27 protein-coding genes are annotated in these 24,280 nt (G+C 64.9%); 13 read left to right on the top strand and 14 right to left on the bottom strand.

What is annotated here, in order from left to right:
• Positions 1–123: 123 nt before the first annotated feature.
• The 3 genes from AAFG16_RS22035 to AAFG16_RS22025 are packed head-to-tail and all read left to right on the top strand — an operon-like array spanning position 124 to position 3,236.
• Positions 124–1,005, top strand: coding sequence for an IclR family transcriptional regulator (locus tag AAFG16_RS22035; RefSeq protein WP_342740512.1), 882 nt, complete (start codon positions 124–126; stop codon positions 1,003–1,005).
• 1 nt (position 1,006) lies between these two features.
• A complete protein-coding gene (locus AAFG16_RS22030) occupies positions 1,007–2,203 on the top strand; it encodes a CaiB/BaiF CoA-transferase family protein (RefSeq protein WP_342740511.1) in 1,197 nt (398 codons plus the stop codon).
• A gap of 46 nt (positions 2,204–2,249) precedes the next feature.
• Positions 2,250–3,236: a tripartite tricarboxylate transporter substrate binding protein gene (locus AAFG16_RS22025; protein WP_342740510.1), complete on the top strand. Its 987-nt coding sequence runs from the start codon at positions 2,250–2,252 to the stop codon at positions 3,234–3,236.
• 48 nt (positions 3,237–3,284) lie between these two features.
• Here AAFG16_RS22025 and AAFG16_RS22020 read toward each other — a convergent pair whose 3' ends face one another.
• Positions 3,285–3,551 (bottom strand): hypothetical protein, encoded by a 267-nt coding sequence (locus tag AAFG16_RS22020; RefSeq protein ID WP_283086938.1) that lies wholly within the window; start codon positions 3,549–3,551, stop codon positions 3,285–3,287.
• Between the two features lie 386 nt (positions 3,552–3,937).
• Here AAFG16_RS22020 and AAFG16_RS22015 point away from each other — a divergent pair, with 386 nt between their 5' ends.
• The gene (locus tag AAFG16_RS22015) at positions 3,938–4,264 is read left to right on the top strand and encodes a hypothetical protein (protein ID WP_283086317.1); all 327 of its coding nucleotides are present in this window, start codon (positions 3,938–3,940) and stop codon (positions 4,262–4,264) included.
• A gap of 102 nt (positions 4,265–4,366) precedes the next feature.
• Here AAFG16_RS22015 and AAFG16_RS22010 read toward each other — a convergent pair whose 3' ends face one another.
• Together AAFG16_RS22010 and AAFG16_RS22005 are read right to left on the bottom strand one after the other, a co-directional pair.
• Positions 4,367–4,858 carry an SRPBCC family protein gene (locus tag AAFG16_RS22010; protein WP_342740509.1) on the bottom strand — a complete coding sequence of 164 codons (492 nt, stop codon included), beginning with the start codon at positions 4,856–4,858 and terminating at the stop codon, positions 4,367–4,369.
• Positions 4,859–4,860: 2 nt separating this feature from the next.
• The gene (locus AAFG16_RS22005) at positions 4,861–5,247 is read right to left on the bottom strand and encodes a metalloregulator ArsR/SmtB family transcription factor (RefSeq protein WP_283086315.1); all 387 of its coding nucleotides are present in this window, start codon (positions 5,245–5,247) and stop codon (positions 4,861–4,863) included.
• A gap of 286 nt (positions 5,248–5,533) precedes the next feature.
• Here AAFG16_RS22005 and AAFG16_RS22000 point away from each other — a divergent pair, with 286 nt between their 5' ends.
• Positions 5,534–6,595, top strand: coding sequence for a serine hydrolase (locus AAFG16_RS22000; RefSeq protein ID WP_342740508.1), 1,062 nt, complete (start codon positions 5,534–5,536; stop codon positions 6,593–6,595).
• A gap of 64 nt (positions 6,596–6,659) precedes the next feature.
• Here AAFG16_RS22000 and AAFG16_RS21995 read toward each other — a convergent pair whose 3' ends face one another.
• Positions 6,660–7,493 (bottom strand): outer membrane protein, encoded by an 834-nt coding sequence (locus AAFG16_RS21995; protein ID WP_342740507.1) that lies wholly within the window; start codon positions 7,491–7,493, stop codon positions 6,660–6,662.
• A 273-nt stretch (positions 7,494–7,766) separates the two neighbouring features.
• Positions 7,767–8,471 (bottom strand): SDR family oxidoreductase, encoded by a 705-nt coding sequence (locus AAFG16_RS21990; RefSeq protein ID WP_342740506.1) that lies wholly within the window; start codon positions 8,469–8,471, stop codon positions 7,767–7,769.
• Positions 8,472–8,570: 99 nt separating this feature from the next.
• Here AAFG16_RS21990 and AAFG16_RS21985 point away from each other — a divergent pair, with 99 nt between their 5' ends.
• Positions 8,571–9,410 carry a GNAT family N-acetyltransferase gene (locus AAFG16_RS21985; protein ID WP_342740505.1) on the top strand — a complete coding sequence of 280 codons (840 nt, stop codon included), beginning with the start codon at positions 8,571–8,573 and terminating at the stop codon, positions 9,408–9,410.
• 55 nt (positions 9,411–9,465) lie between these two features.
• Here AAFG16_RS21985 and AAFG16_RS21980 read toward each other — a convergent pair whose 3' ends face one another.
• Positions 9,466–9,918, bottom strand: coding sequence for a hypothetical protein (locus tag AAFG16_RS21980; RefSeq protein WP_342740503.1), 453 nt, complete (start codon positions 9,916–9,918; stop codon positions 9,466–9,468).
• 284 nt (positions 9,919–10,202) lie between these two features.
• Here AAFG16_RS21980 and AAFG16_RS21975 point away from each other — a divergent pair, with 284 nt between their 5' ends.
• Entirely contained in the window at positions 10,203–10,484 is a 282-nt protein-coding gene (locus tag AAFG16_RS21975) for a hypothetical protein (protein ID WP_342740502.1), read from the top strand.
• Positions 10,485–10,539: 55 nt separating this feature from the next.
• On the opposite strand, the gene AAFG16_RS21970 is transcribed toward AAFG16_RS21975, so the two are convergent.
• The 6 genes from AAFG16_RS21970 to AAFG16_RS21945 all read right to left on the bottom strand — a co-directional run bounded on the left by AAFG16_RS21970 (position 10,540) and on the right by AAFG16_RS21945 (position 13,537).
• Positions 10,540–10,821, bottom strand: coding sequence for a hypothetical protein (locus tag AAFG16_RS21970; RefSeq protein ID WP_342740501.1), 282 nt, complete (start codon positions 10,819–10,821; stop codon positions 10,540–10,542).
• Between the two features lie 11 nt (positions 10,822–10,832).
• On the bottom strand, positions 10,833–11,282 hold the full coding sequence (locus AAFG16_RS21965; RefSeq protein WP_342740500.1) for a curlin: 450 nt from the start codon (positions 11,280–11,282) through the stop codon (positions 10,833–10,835).
• Between the two features lie 46 nt (positions 11,283–11,328).
• Positions 11,329–11,739 (bottom strand): curlin, encoded by a 411-nt coding sequence (locus AAFG16_RS21960; RefSeq protein ID WP_342740499.1) that lies wholly within the window; start codon positions 11,737–11,739, stop codon positions 11,329–11,331.
• A 46-nt stretch (positions 11,740–11,785) separates the two neighbouring features.
• Positions 11,786–12,178, bottom strand: a complete 393-nt coding sequence (locus AAFG16_RS21955; protein ID WP_283086305.1) for a curlin — start codon at positions 12,176–12,178, stop codon at positions 11,786–11,788.
• Positions 12,179–12,320: 142 nt separating this feature from the next.
• A complete protein-coding gene (locus AAFG16_RS21950) occupies positions 12,321–12,713 on the bottom strand; it encodes a curlin subunit CsgB (protein WP_283086304.1) in 393 nt (130 codons plus the stop codon).
• A gap of 191 nt (positions 12,714–12,904) precedes the next feature.
• Complete coding sequence (locus AAFG16_RS21945; protein ID WP_283086303.1) at positions 12,905–13,537, bottom strand: response regulator; 633 nt, start codon at positions 13,535–13,537, stop codon at positions 12,905–12,907.
• A gap of 593 nt (positions 13,538–14,130) precedes the next feature.
• On the opposite strand from AAFG16_RS21945, the gene AAFG16_RS21940 reads away from it, so the two are divergent.
• The 5 genes from AAFG16_RS21940 to AAFG16_RS21920 all read left to right on the top strand — a co-directional run bounded on the left by AAFG16_RS21940 (position 14,131) and on the right by AAFG16_RS21920 (position 20,573).
• Positions 14,131–15,555, top strand: coding sequence for an efflux RND transporter periplasmic adaptor subunit (locus AAFG16_RS21940; protein ID WP_342740498.1), 1,425 nt, complete (start codon positions 14,131–14,133; stop codon positions 15,553–15,555).
• Positions 15,552–16,277, top strand: coding sequence for an ABC transporter ATP-binding protein (locus AAFG16_RS21935; protein ID WP_342740497.1), 726 nt, complete (start codon positions 15,552–15,554; stop codon positions 16,275–16,277). The genes AAFG16_RS21940 and AAFG16_RS21935 overlap by 4 nt, the downstream gene beginning before the upstream one ends.
• Positions 16,274–17,497, top strand: coding sequence for an ABC transporter permease (locus AAFG16_RS21930; RefSeq protein WP_342740496.1), 1,224 nt, complete (start codon positions 16,274–16,276; stop codon positions 17,495–17,497). The genes AAFG16_RS21935 and AAFG16_RS21930 overlap by 4 nt, the downstream gene beginning before the upstream one ends.
• 51 nt (positions 17,498–17,548) lie before the next feature.
• Entirely contained in the window at positions 17,549–17,857 is a 309-nt protein-coding gene (locus tag AAFG16_RS21925; protein ID WP_342740495.1) for a LuxR C-terminal-related transcriptional regulator, read from the top strand.
• 859 nt (positions 17,858–18,716) lie between these two features.
• Complete coding sequence (locus AAFG16_RS21920; protein WP_342740494.1) at positions 18,717–20,573, top strand: alkaline phosphatase family protein; 1,857 nt, start codon at positions 18,717–18,719, stop codon at positions 20,571–20,573.
• 111 nt (positions 20,574–20,684) lie between these two features.
• Here the strand turns inward: AAFG16_RS21920 and AAFG16_RS21915 are convergent, their stop codons facing one another.
• Positions 20,685–21,257 carry a hypothetical protein gene (locus AAFG16_RS21915; RefSeq protein ID WP_283086297.1) on the bottom strand — a complete coding sequence of 191 codons (573 nt, stop codon included), beginning with the start codon at positions 21,255–21,257 and terminating at the stop codon, positions 20,685–20,687.
• Between the two features lie 380 nt (positions 21,258–21,637).
• On the opposite strand from AAFG16_RS21915, the gene AAFG16_RS21910 reads away from it, so the two are divergent.
• Entirely contained in the window at positions 21,638–22,297 is a 660-nt protein-coding gene (locus AAFG16_RS21910; protein WP_235545731.1) for a peroxiredoxin, read from the top strand.
• 121 nt (positions 22,298–22,418) lie between these two features.
• Here the strand turns inward: AAFG16_RS21910 and AAFG16_RS21905 are convergent, their stop codons facing one another.
• Positions 22,419–24,149 (bottom strand): Cache 3/Cache 2 fusion domain-containing protein, encoded by a 1,731-nt coding sequence (locus AAFG16_RS21905; RefSeq protein ID WP_342740493.1) that lies wholly within the window; start codon positions 24,147–24,149, stop codon positions 22,419–22,421.
• Between the last annotated feature and the right edge of the window lie 131 nt (positions 24,150–24,280).

Below are 24,280 nucleotides of genomic sequence, written 5' to 3'. Positions count from 1 at the left end.
CAGTGTCTTGCGGGACTCTTTTTCGCGCGCGGCGGCTGCTATACGGTGTCCGCATAATGGACACATCTGACGCAATATACGAATCTATTGGACAGTCGCGCACCCAAGGTTCATTAAGGCCGCATGGATCGATCTGCGGCCAAACTCTCGCACACGCCCCCATCCGCCGCCGCGGCGCTGGCTTCGAGCGCCGATGACGCCGCGTTCGCAACGACGCTGGCAAAAGGCCTCGTGGTGCTCGAGACCTTCAAGGCCGGGACAACGCTGCTCGGCAATTTGGAGCTGTCGCGGCTGACCGGCATTCCGCGGCCGACGGTGGCACGGCTGACGCATACGCTCGCCGAGCTCGGCTACCTTCGCTACGACGCCGGGCTCGCCAAATATCGCGTCGGTGCGCGGGCCCTGCGCATGGCGCATCCGCTGCTCGCCGACATGCAATTCCGCCAGGTCGCGCGGCCGATGATGCAGGAGCTGGCGCAGAGCGTGCGCGGCACCGTCTCGATCGGCCTGCTCGACGGCACGTCGATGATCTATGTCGAGACCGCGCGCTCTGGCGACGTAGGCCCGCACGTCCCCGACATCGGCATGCCGATTTCGGTGGTGATGACCGCGATGGGCCGTGCCGCGGCGGCCACCTTGCCGCCGGCCGATGCGGCACTGCTCGAACAGCGCATCGCAAGCGAGGACGCCGAGCTCTGGTCGGCCTTTCGCGACAACTACCGCGCCGGCCTCGCGCAATGCGCCAGCCGCGGCTTCTGCACTTGCTGGGGCGAGTACATGGCCTCGATCCACGCTGTCGCAGCGCCGCTGTTTCATGCGAACGAAACGCAGCAGTCATTCTCGATCAATTGCGGCATCCCCGCGTTCCGCCTCCAGCCGGGACAGCTGGAAGGCGAGATCGGTCCGCGCATCGCGGCGCTCGCCGACAGCATCCGCGCCATCGTCAAGCAAGCGGCCCCCGGAACGCCGCCGCGCAAAAAGAAGATCATAGGCGCAAGGAAATGACATGGCTGGGCCGCTCGAGGGATTGAAGGTTCTCGATATCGCAACGATCATCGCCGCGCCGTTCGCCGCGACGCTGCTCGCCGACTACGGCGCCGACGTGCTCAAGATCGAGATGCCTGGACACGGCGACGGCGTGCGCTCGTTTCCGCCGTTCAAGGATGGCAAGCCGCTGTGGTGGAAGGCCGCCAACCGCAACAAGAAGTTCGCCACCCTCGATCTGCGCACGCCGGACGGACTTGCCCTGTTCAAGCGGCTGCTTCCGCGCTTCGACGTGCTGATCGAAAATTTCCGTCCGGGAACGCTCGACCGCTGGGGTCTGTCCAGGGAGGTGCTGTGGTCGATCCAGCCGCGCCTCGTCATCCTGCGCGCCACCGCCTTCGGGCAGGATGGGCCCTACCGCGAGCGCCCCGGCTTTGCCCGCATCTTCGAGGCCATGGGCGGCCTCACCTACATCACGGGCGAGCGCGAGGGCGAGCCGACCCATCCCGGATACCCGATCGGGGATTCGATCGGCGGCCTGTTCGGCGCCGTCGGCGTGCTCGCAGCGCTGTGGAAGCGGGCGCGGGATCCGGAGGCCCCCGGTGAGGAGATTGATCTCGCCCTCACCGAAGCCACCTTCCGCCTGCTCGACGTCCTCGCCATCGAGCATGACCAGCTCGGCGTCGTGCGCGGCCGCATCGGCAACGCCAACGGCTATTCGGCACCGGCCGCCGTGTTTCGCACCAGCGACGGACATTGGGTGACGCTCGCAGGCTCGACCAACGCACTCTACGCGGCGAATTGCCGGGCGATCGGACGGCCCGACCTCATCGACGATCCTCGCTTCGCGACGAATGACCGGCGCGTCGAGCACGCGTCCGAGCTCAACGACATCTTCGCCGCCTGGTGCGCCTCGCATCGCCTCGACGAGGTTCTGGCGGCATTCAATGCCGCACAAGGGACGCTCGCGCCGATCTATGCGATCGACCAGATCGCGAGCGATCCGCAGGTGAAGGCACGCGAGGTGATCACGCGCGTCCCCGACCGGGATTTCGGCACCGTCGCGATGACCAACGCGGTGCCGCGCTTCACCGTCGATCCCACGCGGATGCGTCAAGCCGCCGGCGACGTCGGCCAGGACAATCGCGAGGTCTATCGCGATTGGCTCGGCCTCTCGGACCAGCAGATCGAACAGCTCACCCAACGGAAGGTGATCTGACGTCGAAACAACAATAACGAACAACAACAAAAGGGAGGAAGAAACAGTGGCATCGTTCAAGGTCACACGCCGAACCCTGCTCGGCACGATCGCCGGCGGCCTCGCCGCCTTCCCGGGCTCGACCGCATACGCCGAGGATGCCTGGCCGTCGCGTCTCGTGCGGCTGATCTCGCCCTACGGGCCCGGAGGCTCCAACGACATCTCGCTGCGTCTGCTCGCCGAGGAGTTCGGCCGCAGCCTGCATCAGCAGTTCATCGTCGAGAACAAGCCTGGTGCCGGCACCCGCATCGCCAACGACACCGTCGCGCACGCGCCGGGCGACGGCTACACGCTGCTCTATGTCGCCGCCCCCTATTCCACGGCCGAAGCGCTGTTCGGCAAGCTGACCTACGAGCGCCGGGATCTTCAGCCCGTCGCCATGGCGGTGATCGCGCCGCTTTTCCTGATCATCAGCGCGGAGGCACCGTACAAGACCCTGCCGGAGCTGATCGCCTACGGCAAATCAAAGCCGGATGGACTGACCTTCGCCTCGCCCGGCGCCGGCTCGCAGCCGCACCTCGCCGGCGAGCTGCTGTTCCGCGACGCCGGCGTGAAGGGCCTCAACATCCCCTTCCGCGGCGATGCAGCCTCTTACACCGAGCTGCTCGCCGGCCGTGTCGATGCCACGCTGACGGCGCTGCCAACTGCGCTGCCTTACATCCAGAGCGGCAAGTTCCTGGTGCTCGGCGTCGCCTCGGCCGAGCGCAGCGCGCTCTATCCGCAGGCACCGACCTTGCGCGAGCAGGGCTTTCCCAACGTTGTCGCCGCCGGATGGTACGGCTTCATGGCGCCCGCAACGACGTCGCGGGCGATCGTTGACAAGCTTCAGGCTGAGGTGCTGCGCACGCTCGCTGAACCTGCGATCAAGGACAAGTTGACGGCCCAAGGCCTGGAGGTGCGGCCGGCCAGTGCCGCCGCGTTCGGCCAATTCATCGACAACGAGACGCAGAGATGGAGCGCGCTGATCCGCGAGGCCGGGCTCAAGGGCGAGTAGCGCGCCGCCGCGCCGGCGTCCCGGGCATGGCACGTCGGAGACCGGCGCTCAACGCCCCTCGCCGCGGCAGCCGCCGCAGCGGATGAGATCGTCGCACTCATCGACGTGGTGCTGATATTCGGAGATCGCGCGGTTCGCCATGCGGATACGGTTGGTTTGGCCTTGGTCGACCATCACGGCAATCCGCTGCGCCAGGAACACGCAGGCCTCGAACTCATTGCGAATGGCGCCGGCCCGCGTGAGAAAGTCCCAGGCGATCTCGTAGGCCTCCTCGGCAGCCGTATTGCGGTAGTCGCTGAAGATAATATGCGTCATCACCGCCAAAGCGAAACGGCCGCGATCGTTCCTGTCGTTTCGCATTGACTGGCCTCGCCCACAATCCGCAACCTGTTCGGATCGTTCCTACGGGCATCCAGGCGGTTTGCCGCAGCTGATCGGCCGGTGTTCCGATCCACGGACCCGACGCTAACCTGCGATAACAGAACACCAAACCATCTGCGCTCGCAGGAACGCCACCCGTGGACCGCAGTTTCGACAACATGGAGTCGCGTGGCCGCCTTTGCGTGCTGCGCTCGATCTCCTCGCTCAACATTCGATCAGGTTGTCGTGTGTCCGCACCCACACTCTGACCACGCTTCGCATAGGAACGGGTTGGCGCCGCGCGCGATTGGTCGCGCGTCAAAACCCCGAGGAGAAGCAAGATGCGTAAGACAATGCTGACGATCTTCACAGCCGCGATGCTGGCGGGCGCTTCGGTCGGCGCAGCGTTCGCACAAGGTGCGGGCGGCGGTGCCGGTGGTGGCGCTGGCGGCGGAGCCGGTGGCGGCGCAGGCGCCGGAGCTGGCGCGGGCGCGGGTTCAGGCGGATCCGGTTCGGGCGGGAGCGGAGCCGGTGCAGGCGCAGGAGGTGCCGGCAGTGGCAGTGGCGGCATCTCGCATGTGGAACGCGGCGGACAAGGTGCCTCCAGCTCCCCCGGCATGCGCAACGAAACGACCCCGCCCTCGAACGGCGTCACGCCGCGGCGCTAGCTGACCACTGATCGCGCATCGAAGCCGGTCCCTGTTCATGGCGCGCGCAAGTGCGGCCCCAGCGAGATCCTCCACTCGCTGGGGCCGATCCATGCCGAAGCCTTACCGCTTCATGCCGGACACATAGGCCGCCAGCTTGTCCAGCGTCTGGTAGCCGTATTCGACCGCGCCGAAGCCGATCATGCCGTCGCGCTGCTCGGTGCTCGAGGCCAGCTGCCGCATCATCAGCACCGTCTTGCCGTTGCTCTGCTCGGCAAAGGTAAGGGTGAAGCGGAACATGCTGGGATCGTCGTCCTGGTCGACGCCATGGTCCATCTCCATGAAGGATGGACGCTCGATGCGGCGGAAGCGCATCCGGTTCGGATAGACGGTGCCATCAGGGCCGATCATGTTGAAGCGCCAGACGCCGCCGACGCGCACGTCGATCTCGAAGGTCTCGATCTTGAATCCCTTCGGCCCGAACCATTGCGGCAGATGTTTCGGGTCGGACCACGCCTCGAACACCAGCTCGCGCGGCGCGTCGATCACGCGCGACATCACGATCTCGCGGTCGATCGACCATTGCGACAAGGCGGGATTGGCAGAACTCGTCATCGTCAGGTACCTTTCCGTTTGGTTGTTCGGGACGGCCGTTTGGCGGCGGCCGCCTCCTTCTCCTTCTTGAGCTTCATCACATAGGCCTCGAACCGGTCGAGCCGCGCCTCCCAGATCGCGCGCTGCTGCTGGAACCAGTCCTCGGCGCCGACAAGCGCATCCGGACTGAGACGGCAGGTGCGCACGCGGCCGGATTTCTCCGACTGCACGAGCCCGCTCAGCTCCAGCACGTGGATGTGTTTCATGAAGCTCGGCAGCGCCATGTCGAAGGGATCGGCGAGCTCGCCGACCGACGCCTCGCCGGCGCACAGCCGCATCACGATCGCCCGCCTGGTGGGATCGGCAAGGGCCGCGAAAACCTGGTCGAGATGGGATAATTGGTTAGCCATGAGGCTAACTAATCACAGCGGACGACGGACGTCAACAATTGTTATCCGATTGGCTAAGTAAAATCTCGTGGCACGTGGCCCCACGGAACTCACAACGCGCAATCGTGAATTGGGACCTCCCACCCTCACCGCTAAAAGATATCCGGGGGCGCACAAGCATGATTCGTCCGAGCGCGTGCCGCCTGTTGTCACATCATTTTCGATCACCCGACGAAGCTTCGCCCGGGCTGCGCTTGTTCCGCTGGCGATCGCGCTTCGCCCGCGGCGCGCATTTGCGGATTCCGACATGATCGCGCAGATGCGCGACATCGTCGCCGCCGAGCTCGCGCCGACCGCGACGCCGGACCATCCGGGCGGTCTTGCCGCCGCACTCTATGCCGGGCGCCATGTCGAGTTCTTCACGTTCGGCTTTGCAGACGACGCGACGCGCCGGCCGGTCACACCGGACACGCTGTTCAATCTCGGATCCCTGCGCAAACCATTCGAGGCGACGCTGGTCGCGCTCGGCACGCTCCGCGGCGAATTGCGGGTCGACGATGCCTTGCCGAAATATCTGCCTGAGCTGACCGGTGATTATGTCTGCCGCGTCACCGTCGGTCAGCTCGCCGCACACACATCGGGACTGTTGCTGCCGACCGACCATCCGCCCTGGCCGAACGACTCCTTCACGCGGGCGCAATTCATCGAGATGGTCAACGCATGGGAGCCGCAGGCCGGCGAAGTGCCCGGCAGCCAACGCGTCTACAGCCATGCCGGCTACGTGCTGCTTCAGCTCGTGCTCGAGCGCCGTTACGGCACCCCGATCGCGACGCTGCTCGAACGGCGCATCCTCAAGCCGCTCGGCATGACCGCGACCTCTGTGCCCGAACGCGGGCCGGACAACCGTGCCGTCATGGACGAGGCCTGGATGCAGCGCGTCGTGCAAGGCTATTCCGATCAGGGGATGGCGATCGGCCCGCCCGGCAATCAGCAGAGCTATTTCGATTTTCGTGGCACCAGCCAGATGTTTTCGTCCGTGCGCGACCTTGGTGCATTCGTTGCGGCATCAGTCGACGGCCGATCGATCGACCCGCATCTGCGCGAGGCATTGCGGATGACGCAACACGAGGTCTTCCGCGTCGACGAGAAATTCGGACAGGGCATGGCCTGGGAGAATGTGCGCCTGCCTGGCGTCACCATCGTCGACAAGCCGGGCGGCCTCAACAACGCCTCCGGCTATCTCGGTCTCATTGCGGCGCGGCGGATCGGCATCGTCCTGCTCGCCAATCGCGGCGAATATCCGCACGAGATCGCCCGCTACAAGATCCTGCCTGCGCTCGCCCATCTGGTCGCCTCGTATGGCGGCTAGCTTCAAAGCAGAAAGCCCCGGCCGAGCCGGGGCTTTCCACACCAGATCCGGAACGGGATGAAGCTCAGTATCTGGCGACGACCGGTCCGCCGAACTTGTAGTTCACGCCGACGCGCACGATGTTCGATTTGAGATCGACCGAGTGGGTATAGACGCTGCTCGGGAATGGGCCAAACGTCGCCGACGTGAGATTCGTGCTGGTCGTCGCGATGCGACCGAGATCGACATAGAGATATTCGGCCTTCAGCGACCAGCCATTGCCGACTGCGTATTCGCCGCCGAGGCCAGCGGTCCATCCGACCCGGGTGTCGCGCACCGCGGCGGATTCACTCGCGCCGGCAAAATAGTTATCCGTGAACACGAAATTGCCTTTCACTTCGGAAATCGCTGCACCGCCAGTCGCATAGATCAGCCAATTGGGCGTGGCGAGGAAGCCGATGCGGCCGCGGATGGTAGCGAGCCAGTCGGCCGATACCGAAGCGTTGACGGTGAAGGTGCTTGGTGCGCAGCAGGGATAAAACCCCGAGCCGGTTGCGCTGCCCTTGAAGCCGAAATAGTTGATGTCGCCTTCGAGGCCAAACACGGCGTGATTGACCTGCCAGTTGTAGCCGGCGGTGAAGCCTCCGGTGACACTGGAGCTATTGACGCTCTGGGCGCCGACTGTGTTGATGGCCGGCACGCTGCTGGCGGCGAAATAGCCGGTCGGCGAGAACACGGTCGAGGTCGTCGGATCGGCGCTGCCCCACTGCCCGCCGACATTGCCGCCGACATAGAAGCCGGTCCAGTTATAGGCCGGCGCCACCGCCGGCGCCTTGGTGTAATGCGCCGCGAGGTCGGCCGCCTGCACCGATGCGGTGCCGAGCACAACCGAAGCGACCGCCAGAAAAAACGTCTTCATTCCAGTCTCCTTGCCCCGCGCGATTGACCTCGCGCTTCGAAATGCGCGCGGGCCGAAGCCGTCCAGCGCAGGCTCGGCATAGGTCGTGGATGGCCCATCGTCTTGGGCTGCGGCGAAGTTCGTTGGGACTGCGACGTAGTGTGAGCCGCCCCACGCGCGAACGCATCGCGAGTGTGACGCAAAGGCCACGCGTCATCCCTCGCCGGCGACGCGTGATGCATGGCCGTGTCGCATCACAACAAGGCCGAAAGAATGCGATTCGTTAGGCCAGCCTCAAACCGAGCGTGTCAATCCGCCGTCGACGCGGATGTTCTGGCCGGTGATATAGGCCGCACCATCGGAGGCCAGGAACGCGATCGTCGCCGCGATCTCCTCGACCTTGCCGTAGCGCCGCATCGGCACGCTGTCGCGCCGCGCGTCCGTCTGCGGCAGGCTGTCGATCCAGCCCGGCAGCACGTTGTTCATGCGGATGTTGTCGGCGGCATGCGTGTCGGTGAAAATCTTGGTGAAGGCGGCAAGCCCGGCGCGGAACACCGCGGAGGTCGGAAACATCGCGCTCGGCTCGAACGCCCAGGCGGTCGAGATGTTGATGATGGCACCGCCCTTCTGCGCCTGCATCACCGGCGTCACCAGGCGGGTCGGACGGATGACGTTGAGCAGATAGGTATCGAGGCCGGTGTGCCATTGCTCGTCGGTGATCTCCGTGATCGGCGCGCGCGGCCCGTGGCCCGCGCTGTTGACGAGCACGTCGATGCGGCCCCACTTGGCCAGCGCGCCGTCGACGAGGCGCTTCAGATCGTCATTCGACTTGTTGGAACCGGTGACGCCAAACCCGCCGAGCTCGGCCGCCAGCGCCTCGCCCTTGCCGGAGGACGACAGGATCGCGACGCGAAAGCCGTCGGCCGCAAGGCGCCGCGCAGCCCCTGCCCCCATGCCGCTGCCGCTGGCGGTGACGAGTGCGACCTTCTCTGCTGCCATGACCATCATCCCTGTGTTGAGGCGAGCCGCGGGCCCGGCCTATCATGAGGCGTTCTACTGCCGGACCTGCCGGCAGGTCCACCGCCGAGAGCATCCGTCATGAGCGACCTGCAGATCCGCAATCTGCGCCCTGAGGAAATTTCCCTCGCCGCCGACTGGGCCGCGGCCGAGGGCTGGAATCCGGGCCTCCTAGACGCCGCCTGCTTCGCCATCCCCGACGCGAAGGGTTTCTTCGTCGGCGAGATCGACGGCGAGCCCGTCGCGACCGTCTCCTGCGTCAATTACGATGATCGCTTCGCCTTCCTCGGCTTCTACATCGTGCGCGAGCGCTTTCGCGGCGCGGGACATGGTCTGCGAATCTGGAACGCGGCGATCGCGCATGCAGCCTCGCGCGTGATCGGGCTCGACGGCGTCGTGGCGCAGCAGGACAACTACAAGAAGTCCGGCTTCCAGCTCGCCTACGCCAACATCCGTTATGGCGGCATCGTTGCGGCTGCATCGCCGCGAGCCGATGTCGTCGCGCTCGACGCGGTGCCGTTCGCGCTGGTGGAGGCCGACGATGCGACCGTGTTCCCGGCCCGGCGCAGCGCGTTCCTGCGCGCCTGGATCGGGACATCAGGCCATGTCGGCCGCGCGCTGATGCGCGCCGGCAAGCTCGCCGCATGGGGCGTGATCCGGCCCTGCCGGAGCGGCTGCAAGATCGGCCCGCTCGTCGCCGACGATCGCGCCGCGGCGGAGGCGATCGTGCAGGCCCTGCTCGCAAGCGCGGGCGGCGGCGAGATCTTCCTCGATGTCCCCGCCGTCAACCGCGAGGCGATCGCGCTCGCGGAACAGCTCGGGCTGAAGCCGGTGTTCGAGACGGCGCGGATGTATACCGGGCCGATCCCGAGCTTGCGGATCGACCGCGTCTTCGGCGTGACCAGCTTCGAGCTGGGTTAGAGCATGATCCGGAAAAGTGTGAAGCGGTTTTCCGAAAAGATCATGCTCAAGATGCTCAGTAGCAGCGCATGATGTTGACGGTGTGCTCGCCGCCGCCGCGGCCGGGCACCGTCACCTGCTCGGTCGGGCAGCTCGGCACGTAGGGCCGGTCCGACGGCACGACGTTCGGCGGGAAGCGATGCGTCCAGTCCCAGGGAACGTCATAGGTGTAGGTGTAGCGCACGTCCGTGGAGGCCGGCTGCCCGGGATCGGCAAAGGGCTGGCTGTAGCCCGCGCTGTCGTAGAAGAAGCCGCCGCCGCCCGGCCAATAGATCCATGGCGTATTGCGGCCACGGAACCTGGCACCCGGCGCGATCGGCGGACGCGCCACCGCGGCCGGCGGCACGGCAGCGCCGACCGTGCCATGCGGCGCAGCGCCGCCGGGTCGTGCAAAACTGTCGCTGGGGCTAAGGAGCAGCGCGGCTGCGCTGAGCGAGGCGAACAGCGCCCCATATGATCTGGACATCATGATACGCACCACTCGTTTGGCTTCGCGAAAAGCAGCTCCCCACCGCACGCTAGGCCGGGCCGTCACCCGCCCGCAAACGTATAATTAATGTTTGGTTAAGGCCCGGCATGAACGCGGATCTGGGTGCGGCAGAACGCCCGGGATTCTTTACGCGTTTCAGGCGCTTCGTTCCACGACCGGCCCTTCATAACCAGTTGATCGGAGTTGATTGGCGCCGCCAAGATACGTCCGGAACGCTCCCCCAATGCGGTCGTTGGCCCCCGACAAGAAAAGGAGCATCCTCAATGCAGAACAAGTCAAAACTCTCCTGCCTGGTCACGGTATCGCGCATCGCGGGCACCTCGGCCGCATCGGCGCAGGGCTATGGCTGGAACGGGCCGCGCGCCGGCTGGGACCGCAGTGCTCCGGCCTATGAGACGGTTCAGCCGCGCGCGTATCATCCGGGCGCCACCGGGCCATACGGCGCGCTCAACGGCAGCAACCATCCGGCACCGAGCTCGACGCAGGGCGACGTCGGCCCCGACGGCAACAACAACGGCACGCTGACCGGCGTCTATCGCTGGTAGCGTCCGCTCACGGCCGGGGCCCATCGTCCTTCCGCGGACGGTGGGCCTTCGCGTGTCAACGGCCCTGGTGCTTGCGCAACCAGTCGAGCATGTCCTGCGCGCTGCCGGTACCTTGGGTGACAATGGCGGTGTTTCCGCCGCTGCGGCGGTAGACCGTGGTGCGCCCGGGCTCCTTCTCGATTTTCACCTCGGCCTGCGCCGGATCGCCGCTTTGCGTGATGACGGAGGTGCCGTTTTCGTCCTGGACCACCGTGGTGTGACCGTCGGCAGCCCCGGCCGGCGCCGCTGCGATCACGCTCATGATTCCTATTCCGGATGCGAGCAGAAATAATCTCATGTCACGCTCCTTCATCGACCGAACTGAAAGATCGCCAGCCAGTTGAAACGCCCGAATTGCCGCACCGCTCCCGTATTCATATCACCGATCTGGAGCAGGAGCGCATTGGTGGAATTGCCGATCTGGGTGATCTCAGCGGTGTTGCTGAGGCCGGACTGGCCGACCGAAGCATTGGTGGTGCCGCCCACCTGGATCACATCGACATAGTTGCGCACGCCGTTCTGGACGATCGTCGCGTCCACCGTGCCGGTTCCGCCGATCTGGATCACCCGCGCAATGTTGATGCGGCTGTTCTCCTCGATCGTGACGGGCTGAACATTGTCGCCGAACTGCACGATCGTCTCGATGCTCACGTTCGGGTTGGTCAGGGTGCGTTGGGCCGATCCGGCCGACGCCTGCGTCGCCGCACCGATCGTGACGAGCAACGCTGCCAGCACCAAGAGCTGCTTGCCATACCTCATCGTCTTCCCCTTTGGCATGCGCGACGCCGGTGAACCGGCAGTCGTCCTACGGGCTATGTTGAACAACCGTGGACGAGTTGATCATGCCAAACTGGGCGATGGCACCGCTATTCATGGCACCGAGCTGCGACACGACGCTCGTCGCCGACTGACCGGTCTGGCCGACGAACGCGAAATTAGTCATGCCGGTCTGCCCGACCGAAGCCGACGTCACCCCACCGAATTGCAGGATGCCGACAGCATTATTCGAGCCGTTCTGGGTGACAGTCGCGCTGGTGTTACCGCCGATCATGAACACGCCGGCCAGGTTGGTCGAACTGCTCTGGTTCAAGACGACCGGCGGCCCGTTGACCGAGACGATCGTCTTGATGTCAGCGCTTTGCGCCCGCGCAGGGCCGTTCGCGGCAAAACAGGAGAGGAGGATCGCCGTCGCAACGACCAGAAGATGCTTATTCATCATATGCCTCCACACTATCTGTGCCGGGCCAAAACACGATCTCAGGTTAGGGAGCCTGCTGCAAAATCGTGGAGCCGTTCAGAATGCCAAGCTGGGACACCCCGGCAGCGTTGTTCAGGCCAATCTGGCCGATCAAGCTCGTGTTGGCGCCGCCGACCTGACCGACCGCGGCGTTATTCGTCGCGGTGGGGGTCGTGCCGCCCTGTCCTATCGTCGCCGAATTGGCCGAAGCCAGCGATCCCAACTGCAAGCTCGATGCGGTGTTGGTCGCGCCGAATTGCAGCGTCGTCGCGGTGTTGTTCACCGGGCCGGTCTGCACTGTGGACGAGAGATTTGTCGCGCCGAACTGCAACACGCTAATCGAGTTAGCGGCTTGGGCATCGACAGCACTCAGCGCGCTCAGCATGACGACCGTCGTAACGAAAAATTTCGTGCGCATGTCATAATCCTCCGCGAAATGTCAGCCGCCGACCCGCCGCCCCGTTCAGGCAACCTGATCGCGGTGATTTCGAGTATGGCCTGTCGAGTATTACCCGGACGCGCCGCTCGGTGGACGCGCCCGGGGCCGATACGGGGCTGGCTTAGTGCTGCGTAATGGTGCTGGAGTTGATGCCGAGGCCGAGCTGCCCAACGGCGGCAGCGTTGTTCGGCGGGAGGCCGAAGAGCGTGGACTGGCTGATCGAGCTGGTGTTGTTGCCCGTGGCAACCTGCCCAGTGGTGGCCGAGTTGCCAAAGACGCCAACCTGAGTCACCGAGCTCGCATTGTTGAGCGACGGAGTGGTCGTGCCCTGCATGGTGGTCGCGGTATTCAGGAGGCCGAGCTGGGAGGTGGTCGAGGAGTCGTTCACGTGGCCCTGCTGGTTCACGCTGGAGCCGTTTACGAGCCCGACTTGCACCGTAGTTGCGGTGTTGGCAGCCTGCGCCGCGGAGGACAGAGCGAGCACGGCAACGGAAGCAAAAAACAATTTGCGCATGGAAAATCCCTTTCTAGCCGAGTTGTCTGACTGGGTTCGGATGCCGTCTTGGAGGAGGCCGACATCGTAGGGATCACTGTGAACTGATCGCGCTCGGTGCGACAGACTGCAGTTCATGCTAGTCGATACGGACTAGACGTTGCGCAGGATCTCGCCGTCCGCAGGCTCGGATGTGCGGTCGCCGCAACGGCTCACGTCGCCTCCGCTTCGCGGCCGATGCTGTCGATCAATCTCACCACCTCGATCGGCGAGCGCAACTCCAGCTTTCGCATCATCCTGGCGCGATGGACCTTCACCGTCACTTCGCTGACGCCGAGCCGTGCCGCGATCTGCTTGGCGACGAGCCCTTCTGCCATCAGCAGCATGATGTCGCGCTCCCTCGCCGTCAGCGTCTCGAGGCGCTGGCGAGCCTCGCGCATGGTATCCTCGCGCTCCAGCCGCCTGCGGTCGCGCTCGATGCCATGTCTGATGGCGTCGAGGATCTCCTGCTCACGAAAGGGTTTTGGCAGAAACTCGACCGCGCCGCGCTTCATCGCCTCGACCGAGACGCGGACGTCGGAATGACCGCTGATGAAGACGATCGGAATGGGAACGCCGGTCTCCGCGAGCCGGCGCTGAAGCTCGAGCCCTGTCGGCGCAGTGCCCGGGAAGCGGACATCGAGCACGAGACACGAAGGCCCCGCCGACATGCGTTCCGCAAGGAACTCGTCCGTCGATGCGAACAACCTCACCTTGTGGCCGGTCTCCTCGCAAAGACTCCCGATCGCGGTTCGAATCTGAATCTCGTCGTCAACGACATAAACTGTGGCTTGATCTGAACTCATGACAACAAACTCCCCGGCTTGGGGCTCGTTGAGCAAACAGCGAGCCGTGCATTCTTTTTGTGATCGCAAACAAGGTGCTTGGATGAGTTGGAGCGGATCGGGCCACGAGCGTCGATCCGCCGATTCGACGTCTTAGAGCCAACACACGCCCAAGACGAGTGAAGGCGTTCACATCTCGGACTTCGTGATTGCGGGGAATGGAGCCCGCCACAGGCATCACGCGAGGCCTCGTATCGCGGATGTCGCCATCCGGCCGCGTGCGCGGTATCGCCAACTGCGTCATGGCGTCGCCATCCATGTGCCGACGTCAACGCCGGCTGGTTACTGCTTTTGGCAGACCAGACGCGACGTGCAGTCAGCTTATCGAATTCGATACCGCGCGCGTCATATCGAATACTCCCGGTATGTGATCCCAGCAAATCACGAAAGGTCGCACCCCGCAGACTTTACTACTGGATCGGGAATCGCGCCCGACCGTCGGCCCGGGACCAGCGACATATTGCCGAGACGATCGGGACCGCTCGGGAAGATTTACAACCATAGCGCGATCTCTCGTGATGCCCCGCAACCATTTCAAAGAGGCGGGTTTTGATATGCGATTTGTGCCAGTCATTGCCTTGTTCGGAACTGCATGTGGCGTCGCCGCCCTCTACGCCGCCGGGCCGACCACCATCACCGGCGCAGCCGGCAGCGCCGCGGAGAAAGCCGCCCGCGCCTATGAATCGACCAGGCGCCTGCTCGTGCCCGTCGGGCGCGAGGTCCCGACCTTCGGGGTGGATGCGCCCGTGTTCCGCTACGCCTCGATCCAGCGCGGCAGCATCGAGCAGACCGTCACCGTCACCGGCGCGTTGCAGCCGGTCAAGACGATCGAGGTGGGGTCTCAGCTGTCCGGACAGCTCGCCCGGGTCTATGTCGATTTCAACGACAGTGTCGTTAAGGATCAGCCGCTCGCCCTGATCGATCCACGCAGCTTCGCGGCCAAGGTCGACGAAGCCAGGGCCTCGCTCGCCGTCGCCAATTCCCTGGTCGACGTCGCTCGCGCCAAGCTCGACCGCGCCAGGATCGATCTGCAGAACGCCAAGGGCAGCCGTGACGTGCTCGCCGCCAAGCTCGAGAGCGCGCAGGCGGTCAAGAGCTCGGCGCAGAAGACGCTCCAGCGGAAGCTGGCGCTCCAGTCGCAAAACGTGGTGGCGACGACGACGGTCGACGATGCCCAGACCGAATTCACCGCCCGCCTCGCGCAGGAGCGCGAAGCGGAGGTGATGGTGTCCCTCAACTCCTATTCGGTGGATGGGGCGCAGGCCGACGTCCGCCGGATCGAGGCGGAACTGCAGCAGGCGCGTATGGCCGTGCCGGAGAAGGCGGCCGTTCTCGCCGCGGCGCAGGCCGATCTCGACCGCACCGTGATCCGTTCGCCGATCGACGGCGTCGTCGTCGGCAGGTTCGTCAACGAGGGCCAGACACTCGCGGTCGGGCTGGAATCGCGCACCACCTTCGTGGTCGCGCACCGTCTCGAGGACATGGAGATTCACGCTCAGGTCGACGAAGCCGATATCGGGCGCATTGCCTCCGGACAGCACGCCTATTTCACGGTGGATTCCTACCCGGACCGCCGCTTCGAGGCCGTGGTGCGGCAGGTGCGCAAGGCGCCGCAGAACCAGCAGCACGTCGTCACCTACACCGTCGTGCTGGCGACCTCCAACCTGGACGGCGCGCTGCTGCCCGGAATGACCGCGCTGGTGAAGATCGTGATCGAGCGGCATGACGACGTGCTGAAAGTGCCGCTCGCCGCGCTGCGCTTCCAACCCTCCGGCGCCCGGCCGGACGCCGCACACAGTGGGGTATGGGTCCGCACCGCGAGCGGCGCGCTCCAGCGCGTTGCCGTGACAGTCGGCGCGGCCGGCACCGAACAGGTCGCGCTCAAGAGCGGAGATCTGGTCGAGGGCAATCAGGTGGCCGTCGGCCAGGCCATCCGTCCGACAGGCATGGAGTTTCTCGGCATCAGGTTCGGATCATGACCGCCTCTCCGCCCCTCATCAGCCTCCAGTCCGTCTCTAGGACCTATCGCACCGACGGCATAGCGGTGGCTGCGGTGCGCAATGTCAGCTTCGACATCGAGCAAGGCGAGATCGTCGCCGTGATGGGGCCGTCCGGCTCCGGCAAGTCGACGCTGATGAACATGATCGGGCTGCTCGATCTGCCGAGCGCAGGCGCGGTCTTCCTCGAAGGCGCCAACGTCGCCGATCTCTCGGAAGACCGCCGCTCGTCCCTGCGCGCCCGCAGCATCGGCTTCGTGTTCCAGTCCTACAACCTCCTCGCCCGTCACGATGCGATCGAGAATGTCGCACTGCCGCTGGTCTATTGCGGCGTCGGCCGGAAGGAGCGCCTTTCGCGCGCCGAGCAAAGCCTGGAGGCCGTCGGCATGCTGCACCGGGCCCATCACTTCCCCCGGCAGCTCTCGGGCGGAGAGCAACAGCGCGTCGCGATCGCCCGCGCCCTGATCGCCTCTCCACTGATCGTGCTCGCCGACGAGCCGACCGGCGCGCTCGACAGCCGCACCGGCGCCGAGATCCTGGCGCTGTTCGCCGCGCTCAACCGGACCGGCCAGACCATCGTGATGATCACGCATGATCCCGGCATCGCGACGCAGTGCCGGCGAACGATCCGCCTGCATGACGGCGAGGTCGTCGCCGACGAATCCTTCGCTCCGGTCCTGCCGAAACGGAGCGCCGCATCATGACGATGCTCCAGGGCTTTCAGATCGCTCTTCACGCCTTGCGCCTCAATCCGCTGCGCAGCTTCCTCACCATGCTCGGCATCGTGATCGGCGTCGCCTCCATCGTCACCGTGTTTGCGATCGGGTCAGGCGCCCAGCTCCGCCTTCAGGAGCAGATCCGGTCGATCGGCGCCAATGTGCTGATGATCACCCCCGGCGCGGTCTACCAGGGCGGCGTGCGCCTCAAGGACGGCAGCAAGCTGACCATGACCGAGAGCGACGTGCAGGCCATCCTCGAGCAGATTCCGGAAGTCCAGGCCGCGGCCGGCTCGATTGCCGGAACCGCGCAAGTGATCCACGAGGGCAAGAACTGGAATACGACGATCAACGGGACGACGACCGGACACTTCATGGTGCGCGACTGGCAGCTTGCGACCGGGCGCTATTTTTCCGGCGCTGAAGAAGCCGGCGCCGGCAAGGTCGTGATCCTCGGAAGCACGGTCGCGCGCGAGCTGTTCGCGCCGGGCGACGATCCCATCGGCGCGCAGATCAGGATCATGAAGGTTCCGCTCGAAGTGGTCGGCGTGCTCGATCGCAAGGGACCGGCGCAGGACGATGTCGCTTTCGTGCCGCTCACCACGGCCAAGCTGCGCTTCCTCGGTAGCGCGAGCAACATCAACAGGGATTCGGTGGCCTACATCATCGCCAAGGTCGCCGCGGACGGTCAGATGGCGGGGGCGCGATCGGAGATCGAGAGCCTGCTGCGGCAGCGCCACCGGGTCCCCGCCGGCCAGGAGGACGATTTCAAGGTGCAGGATCCGGCCGCCGCGATGGAAGCGCAGCAGGGAGCGATCCGCACCGTCGCGCTCCTGCTCGTCGCCATCGCCTCGGTCTCGCTGCTCGTCGGCGGCATCAGCATCATGAACGTCATGATCGTGTCGGTCACCGAGCGCACCCGGGAGATCGGCATCCGCCGCGCGCTTGGTGGAAGGATGCGGGACATCCGTCTCCAGTTCCTCTGCGAAGCGCTCGTCCTCTGCCTGCTCGGCGGCGCCATCGGCGTCGGCGGCGGGGTCACGCTCTCGATGACGGTCGCCCGCATGGCCGGGTGGATCACCTCGATCGACGGCCAGGCGATCGGCCTCTCCCTCGCCTTCTCGATCGCGACCGGTCTCGTCTTTGGTTTTTACCCCGCCCACAAGGCATCCAAGCTCAGCCCAATCGAGGCGCTCAAGACGGAGTGAGAAGATGCTGGGGGGCCAAATTCATTTCGCATGCCAAGGGAGGAGCAAGCCATGAGCCGGGATCTGAAGGATTTGATTGCGCCGACACCACGCGAACGCGAACTGATGATGCTGATCGCGCGGGGACTGCAGAACAAGAACATCGCCTACGAGCTCAAGATCTCCGAAAACACGGTGCGGGCGCATATCGGCAACATCATGCGAAAATATCGCCTGCAGAACCGGACCCAGGTCGCGATCATCTACGCCCTGCACACGGCGCCGCCATCGCTCCGCCGCGATCTGGCCAATGGCGGCGACTATGCGACGGCGACGGCGCAGGTGCTCGCACGGACGCGGGTACCGACTGCACCGGATTGACCGTCCTGACCACAATTGCTTGCGCCGCATCGGGGCGAAACACCCAGATTCGGGTCAACGGCACGGCGACAATATAATTCTCTTTATTCGAATTCGGATTTTTGTTAGATATTGCGCACTCCGGCCCGAGGAAGAGGGCGTATCGCGATCGTCACGAACGTGGGCCGGGCGGCGGTGGGCGTGGACCACATCGGCGCGACAAGCTTCGCAGGGCGGGCAACCGTGAGCGAGAGCGTCGCGCCAGCGACAGGTGCGGTTCACGTACGGCAAAATCGTGTGGTCCTGGCGCCCGGGGTCTGTGCGTCAAGTCTTGCGGTGATGCGGCGGCCCGACCGGGCACGCGCATCAGCCATCTGCACGGCGACGGGGGCAATAGTGCATCGCTCCCCGGGGAGAGCACGACATACGCCGTTCCAACCACTGCGCAGGGAAGGCCGGATGCTTGGCTTCACCTGTATGCCGCTGTGCAAATTCTTGTTGCCACCTTTCGCACAGTGGACCGTGGGTGCCCGGCCGGCACCCGGTCTTCCCTGCGCCCTCTTTCACTGGGGGTGATGAGATGCAGCAAAGCTCGGGCGAAATGCGCCGCGAGGATGCGAAGCTGTGTCTGGGAGGCCGTAGGATGGGTAGAGCGAAGCGAAACCCATCACCTTTTGTCTACGGGGACGCATGATGGGTTTCGCTTCGCTCTACCCATCCTACAAAGTACGCTCGCAATGACTTGTCCGTGAGGTTGAGGCCCTCCCCAACCCTATTTCATACCCCTCCGCCTCTTGTAACAAAACTGTCATACAGCAAAACTAAACGAAGGCGGGGGCCGCGGTCGGCGGCCATGCCGCCTCACCGCTAGGAGACCACGATGCGCCGTTCACTGGTGTTGCTGTCAGCCGGACTGACAGTACTGTCCACCGGATTTGCCTCCGCCCAGAACAACACGCCCCGCAACCTGATCCTGTTCATTCCGGACGGCCTGCGCGCGCTGAAGGTGACGCCGGAGACGGCACCCGCAATGGCCGAGGTCCGCGACAAGGGCGTCAACTTCAAGAATTCGCACTCGCTGTTCCCGACCTTCACCATGGCGAACGGCTCGGCGATCTCGACCGGCCATTATCTCGGCGATACCGGCGTGTTCTCCAACACGATCTGGACCAACTACACCTCCGTCCCCGCCGGCGACACCGTGGTCCCCTTCATCGAGAACGACGCCGTCCTCGGCGACATCGACGAGCATTTCAAGGGCGACTATCTCAACGAAGAGACCATCCTGAAGATGGCCCGCGACAAGGGCCTCAGCACCGCGGCGATCGGCAAGGTCGGCCCGACCTATCAGTTCGACCACACCGACCATCCCGAGAAGCCGGGACAGCACTCGGTCGTCATCGACGATTCCACCGGCGGCAAGAACGGCGTGGCGCTCTCGGACGAGATGAAGGACGCGCTCACCAAGGCGAACCTCCCCCTCACCACCCCGAGCCGTGGCGACAACGGCAAGGCGGGCGATGCCAAGACGCCGGGCACCACGGTCGCCAACGTCGCCCAGCAGGCCTATTTCGCCGACGTCGCCACCAAGGTGGTGCTGCCGATGTTCAAGGCGCGCAACAAGCCGTTCGTGCTGGTGTTCTGGTCGCGCGACCCTGATGGCACCCAGCACAACCAGGGCGACAGCCTCAACCAGATCATGCCGGGCATCAACGGTCCGAGCACGATGGCGAGCATCAAGAACGCCGACAACAACCTCGCCCAGATCCGCAAGGCGCTGGACGAGCTCGGCCTCGCCGCCAACACCAACATCATGATCCAGGCCGACCACGGCTTCTCGACCATCTCCAAGGAGAGCAAGACCAGCCCCTCGGCCAAGCTGAGCTATGACGACACGCCGAAGGACTTCTTGCCGATGGGCTTTTTGGCGATCGATCTCGCCAAGGCGCTCGACCTGCCGCTGTTCGATCCCAACGACAAGAACGCCAAGGTCGAAGGGAACAAGCATCCCAAGGCCGGCAACGGCGTGCTCGGAGCCAATCCGGAGAAACCCGATCTCGTCATCGCCACCAATGGCGGCTCGGACCTGATCTACCTGCCCAACAAGGACAAGAAGCTCGCCGCGAAGACGATCAAGACGCTGCTCGAGCAGGACTACGTCTCGGGCCTGTTCGTCGACGACTCCCTCGGCCGCTTCCCCGGCACGCTGCCGCTGTCGAGCATCAACCTGCGCGGCAAGTCGGCGACGCCGACACCGGCGATCGTCGTCAACTTCCGGTCCTATGCCAGCGAGTGCGGCGAGGCGCCGACCAACTGCTCGGTGCAGGTCGCCGACACCGTGCTGCGCCAGGGCCAGGGCATGCATGGCAGCTTCAGCCGCGGCGACACCATGAACTTCATGGCCGCCATCGGTCCGGACTTCAAAACCGCCTATGTCAGCGAGATCCCGGTCAGCAATGCCGACGTCGGCATGACCGCGGCCCAGCTCCTCGGCCTGCGCAGCTCGGGCAACGGGGGCCTCGTCGGCCGCGTGATGTCGGAGGCGCTACCGAACGGCATCGTGCCGAAGGCCTACAAGACCGTGGAGCGGTCGAAGAAGAAGTCCGAGAACGGTCTGGAGACCGTGCTCAACGTGCAGCGCGTCGGCAGCCAGCGTTATTTCGACGCCGCAGGCTTCCCCGGCCGCACCCTCGGCCTCGAGCCGGACACCGGCAAACAAAAAACGGCGGGGAAGTAACCCCGCCGCTTCGCTCGCGCCCCGCAAGGGGCGCGAGAATATCTCGTTTTTGTTTTAACGCGTTTTCTTCACGCGAACCGGTATCCACTTCGCTCGAAAACGCTCTGGTTCTCACATGCCGATGTCGAACACGTTCGGCAGCTGGCCCGCCAGAGGCAGCGCGGTGGCGCCGAGGAAGGTCGCCACCATCGCCATCAGGCGACGATTGTTGTGGCGCTTGCCGCGCATCTGGCCGGCGATCCACTCCAGCATCTCGCTGTTGACCTTGGAGGCGTAGGCCGGCGCCCAGCTCTCGATGTCGGTCTCGGCCGCGAGCGCGACGCTGCGCGGAGGCACTTTCAGGCCCGAGGCGCTGGCTGCGTAATGGGCAACAGCCTTGGCCAGGAGGTCGTCGAAGCGTCCGCCATCGGTGCGTTCGGTTGCGGCCTCGTTGATCTCGAACAGGACTTCGGCCTCATTGCGGCTGACCGGCTGGTCGTTGACGGCGGCGGCAGTCAGGATGCGGGCGCACCAGGCGGTGTCGTCGGCATCGAGCGCGCGGGAGAAATGGACCCGGCCCTTGGTGGTCGGGCCTTCGCCAGTGATCACGCCGTCGCGCACGATGGTCAGTGCGTGGGCTGCGGTATCGCGGCAGGACGGCTCGAGGGACGGCGACTCAACAGATTTAGGCGCAGGGGCAGACATAGTTCACTTCCAGATTTCTTCTGACCGGCCAGCATTTTCATGCGGGCGTAAAGGGGTGGTTAATGATTGGCTACGGGGATCGCGACTTTTCTCGATGGTTGCCGATTAGTCGCTACGAGGACCATTTCGGTTCCGGAGAGCGTCGCGCGGGCGTGATGCGGGTCATAAAAGGCTTTATCGGGGCAATTGAGACCGTGCGGCCCCGGTGGAGATGTTTCGCCGCAGGCGCCCCTGTAACAGAAAGGTGCTAGGACATGGGCCCTTCAGAGAAGGAATTCACATTTTACTTGAGCCGGTTCACTTGAGCTCGCTCACAGCCTATACTGACGATGACGGCCAGGACAAATTCACAAGCAAATTCAATGTGATGAGGTAGAACCATGACACTTCCGATCGGCGCCACCGCACCCGACTTCGAAGCTGAGACCACCGAAGGGAAGATCAAGTTCCACGACTGGATCGGCAACAGCTGGGCGCTCCTGTTCTCGCACCCCAAGGACTTCACGCCGGTTTGTACGACCGAGCTCGGCGCACTCGCCAAGCTGAAGCCGGAATTCGACAAGCGCGGCGTCAAGCTGATGGGCCTGTCGGTCGACCCGGTCGACCGCCACGCCAAATGGTCCGAGGACATCAAGGAGACACAGGGCGCGGCTCCCAACTATCCGATGATCGGCGACACCGATTTCAACGTCTCGAAGCTCTATGAGATGCTGCCGGCTTCGACCTCGGGCGATCCCCTCACCCGCACGCCTGCCGACAACCAGACCGTCCGCAACGTCTTCATCATTGGGCCGGACAAGAAGATCAAGCTGGTGCTGGTCTATCCGATGACCACGGGCCGGAACTTCCAGGAGATCCTGCGCGTGATCGACTCGCTTCAGATGACCGCCAAGCACCGCGTCGCGACCCCCGCAGACTGGAAGCAGGGCGAGGACGTCATCATCGCGGGCTCGGTCTCGAACGATGAGGCCAAGACGATATACCCGCAGGGCTGGAAAGAGCCGAAGCCCTACATCCGCATCGTGCCGCAGCCGAAGTAACTTACTGTCATCCCGGGATGGTCCGAAGGACCAGACCCGGGATCTCGAGATTCTTTGGTGCGCAATTGCGCACCAGAGCTCGGTCCTTCGGACCGCCCCGGAATGACGGTGTCAGTTCACATTACGCCGCGTGCACGCGGTCCAGAAAGCCGTCGACCTCGGCCTTCAGATGCAGGCTCTCGCCCGACAGCGCCTGGGCCGATGCAAACATCCGGCTCGAGGTCTCGCCTGTCTCGCTCGCGCCCTTGGCGGCGTGCCGGACATTGACCGCAACATCCGCTGTGCCCGAGGCCGCGGCGCGAACGCTGGCCGCGATGTTATGGGTCGCGCTCCGCTGCTGCTCGACCGCAGCCGAGATCGAGCTCGCGATGCCGCTGATGCGCTCGATAGTCTGGCCGATCCCCTTGACCGCGGCGACCGATTCCTCGGTTGCAAGCTGCATGCTGGCGATCTGGTTCGAAATCTCGTCGGTCGCCTTGGCAGTCTGGCCGGCGAGTGTCTTGACCTCCTGGGCCACCACCGCAAAACCGCGACCGGCATCGCCCGCGCGCGCCGCCTCGATGGTGGCGTTGAGCGCCAAAAGGTTGGTCTGCTCGGCGATCGAGGTGATCAGCTTGACGACGTCGCCGATGCGCGCGCCCGCCTCGGAGAGCTGCGCGATGCGCTGGTCGGTCGCTTCGGCCTGCCGCACCGCCTCGGCGGAGATCTCGCTCGATTCCTGCACCCTCCGGGTGATCTCGGAGATCGACTGGGACAATTCGTCGGAGGCCGACGCTGCCGAGCGCACGTGATCTGAGGCACTTTCGGACGCCCCGGCCGACTGCGCCGACAGCTCTGCCGTCGAGCGTGCGGTATCGGTGAGCTGCCGCGCCACCCGTTCGAATTCGCCTGACGATGTCAGCACCTTGTCGAGGATGCCGCCGACGCTGCCGCGGAACTCCTCGACGAAATTGCGCAGCTCCGCCTTGCGCTGTTCGGCTGCGGCAGCCGTGGCCGCCGCCTGCTCGCCGCGCAGGCGCGCCCGCTCCAGCGAATTGCTCTTGAACACCGCCGCCGTGCGGGCGATCTCGCCGATCTCGTCGGCGCGATCCTCGCACTCGATCGTGACGTTGCTCGAACCCTCGGCCAATGCCGTGAGCGAGCGCGCGACCGAGGTGAGCGGCCGGGTGACGCGGCGGACGATCACGAGGGTCAGGACCAGCACCAGCAGCGCGGCAAGCCCGGCGGCGGCCGCCATGCTCTCGATTGCCCGGGCCAGCATGCTCTCGAACTGGGCCATGGGGATGCCGACATAGAGAATGCCGGCGACCTTGCCGGCCCCGTCCACGACCGGGAAATAGGCGGTCATGAAGGACTTGCCGAACAGTGTGGCAGGCCCCTTATAGGCTTCGCCCCGGCGCAGCAGCGCCTGGCCCGGATGATCGGCGGCGAGCTGGGTGCCGACGGCGCGGTCGCCATTCTCCTTCTTCACATTGGTCGAGCGGCGCACGAACTGCCCGCTCGCATCGTCAAAGACGAACAGTGTCGCGTTGCCGCCGACATAGGACACCGCGCGATCGACGATGGCGTGATCCCTGAATTCGGGCATCTTGGGGATCTCGGCGCGCACCACCGCGCCGTCCCTCACCGTGATCTTGGCGTCGGGAACGATCTCGGCAAAAGCCAGCGCCAGCGTGCGCAGATTGACCTCGATGTCGCGGAGCGCGCGATCATTGAAGGCGGAGGTGAGCGACCAATAGCCCGCACCGACCACCAGCGCCGTGTTCACGGCGATCAGCAACACCGCGCACAGCACGGCCTTGGTGCCGAGCTTGAACCGCGGCAAGAACTTCGCCGTTGAAAGTCTGGACATGAATGGAATGACCCCCGTAATTCCTGCATATTCGTGCAATCGACTTACGGCCCCATTAACGACGGTTCACAGGGCCGCCCGCGGCATGGTTTCCAAATTGTAAACGAGGCCCTCCTGACCCCGCCAAGCGC

It is taken from the genome of Bradyrhizobium sp. B117, assembly GCF_038969555.1.
GTDB lineage: Bacteria > Pseudomonadota > Alphaproteobacteria > Rhizobiales > Xanthobacteraceae > Bradyrhizobium.
The sequence above is the reverse complement of the archived record's forward strand: the minus strand, read 5'-3'. Positions and strand labels throughout refer to the sequence as shown.

What these genes read in the sequence shown, in the direction of transcription:
- AAFG16_RS21915 (WP_283086297.1), bottom strand. Translation starts at nt 21,257, where the DNA reads ATGTCTGCCCCTGCGCCTAAATCTGTTGAGTCGCCGTCCCTCGAGCCG.
- AAFG16_RS21985 (WP_342740505.1), top strand. Translation starts at nt 8,571, where the DNA reads ATGAGCGACCTGCAGATCCGCAATCTGCGCCCTGAGGAAATTTCCCTC.
- AAFG16_RS21990 (WP_342740506.1), bottom strand. Translation starts at nt 8,471, where the DNA reads ATGGCAGCAGAGAAGGTCGCACTCGTCACCGCCAGCGGCAGCGGCATG.
- AAFG16_RS22020 (WP_283086938.1), bottom strand. Translation starts at nt 3,551, where the DNA reads ATGACGCATATTATCTTCAGCGACTACCGCAATACGGCTGCCGAGGAG.
- AAFG16_RS22015 (WP_283086317.1), top strand. Translation starts at nt 3,938, where the DNA reads ATGCGTAAGACAATGCTGACGATCTTCACAGCCGCGATGCTGGCGGGC.
- AAFG16_RS21950 (WP_283086304.1), bottom strand. Translation starts at nt 12,713, where the DNA reads ATGCGCAAATTGTTTTTTGCTTCCGTTGCCGTGCTCGCTCTGTCCTCC.
- AAFG16_RS21925 (WP_342740495.1), top strand. Translation starts at nt 17,549, where the DNA reads ATGAGCCGGGATCTGAAGGATTTGATTGCGCCGACACCACGCGAACGC.
- AAFG16_RS21905 (WP_342740493.1), bottom strand. Translation starts at nt 24,149, where the DNA reads ATGTCCAGACTTTCAACGGCGAAGTTCTTGCCGCGGTTCAAGCTCGGC.
- AAFG16_RS22005 (WP_283086315.1), bottom strand. Translation starts at nt 5,247, where the DNA reads ATGGCTAACCAATTATCCCATCTCGACCAGGTTTTCGCGGCCCTTGCC.
- AAFG16_RS21945 (WP_283086303.1), bottom strand. Translation starts at nt 13,537, where the DNA reads ATGAGTTCAGATCAAGCCACAGTTTATGTCGTTGACGACGAGATTCAG.
- AAFG16_RS21960 (WP_342740499.1), bottom strand. Translation starts at nt 11,739, where the DNA reads ATGAATAAGCATCTTCTGGTCGTTGCGACGGCGATCCTCCTCTCCTGT.
- AAFG16_RS21995 (WP_342740507.1), bottom strand. Translation starts at nt 7,493, where the DNA reads ATGAAGACGTTTTTTCTGGCGGTCGCTTCGGTTGTGCTCGGCACCGCA.
- AAFG16_RS22000 (WP_342740508.1), top strand. Translation starts at nt 5,534, where the DNA reads ATGATCGCGCAGATGCGCGACATCGTCGCCGCCGAGCTCGCGCCGACC.
- AAFG16_RS21930 (WP_342740496.1), top strand. Translation starts at nt 16,274, where the DNA reads ATGACGATGCTCCAGGGCTTTCAGATCGCTCTTCACGCCTTGCGCCTC.
- AAFG16_RS22030 (WP_342740511.1), top strand. Translation starts at nt 1,007, where the DNA reads ATGGCTGGGCCGCTCGAGGGATTGAAGGTTCTCGATATCGCAACGATC.
- AAFG16_RS21980 (WP_342740503.1), bottom strand. Translation starts at nt 9,918, where the DNA reads ATGATGTCCAGATCATATGGGGCGCTGTTCGCCTCGCTCAGCGCAGCC.
- AAFG16_RS22035 (WP_342740512.1), top strand. Translation starts at nt 124, where the DNA reads ATGGATCGATCTGCGGCCAAACTCTCGCACACGCCCCCATCCGCCGCC.
- AAFG16_RS21940 (WP_342740498.1), top strand. Translation starts at nt 14,131, where the DNA reads ATGCGATTTGTGCCAGTCATTGCCTTGTTCGGAACTGCATGTGGCGTC.
- AAFG16_RS21920 (WP_342740494.1), top strand. Translation starts at nt 18,717, where the DNA reads ATGCGCCGTTCACTGGTGTTGCTGTCAGCCGGACTGACAGTACTGTCC.
- AAFG16_RS21935 (WP_342740497.1), top strand. Translation starts at nt 15,552, where the DNA reads ATGACCGCCTCTCCGCCCCTCATCAGCCTCCAGTCCGTCTCTAGGACC.
- AAFG16_RS21975 (WP_342740502.1), top strand. Translation starts at nt 10,203, where the DNA reads ATGCAGAACAAGTCAAAACTCTCCTGCCTGGTCACGGTATCGCGCATC.
- AAFG16_RS21965 (WP_342740500.1), bottom strand. Translation starts at nt 11,282, where the DNA reads ATGAGGTATGGCAAGCAGCTCTTGGTGCTGGCAGCGTTGCTCGTCACG.
- AAFG16_RS21910 (WP_235545731.1), top strand. Translation starts at nt 21,638, where the DNA reads ATGACACTTCCGATCGGCGCCACCGCACCCGACTTCGAAGCTGAGACC.
- AAFG16_RS21955 (WP_283086305.1), bottom strand. Translation starts at nt 12,178, where the DNA reads ATGCGCACGAAATTTTTCGTTACGACGGTCGTCATGCTGAGCGCGCTG.
- AAFG16_RS22010 (WP_342740509.1), bottom strand. Translation starts at nt 4,858, where the DNA reads ATGACGAGTTCTGCCAATCCCGCCTTGTCGCAATGGTCGATCGACCGC.
- AAFG16_RS21970 (WP_342740501.1), bottom strand. Translation starts at nt 10,821, where the DNA reads ATGAGATTATTTCTGCTCGCATCCGGAATAGGAATCATGAGCGTGATC.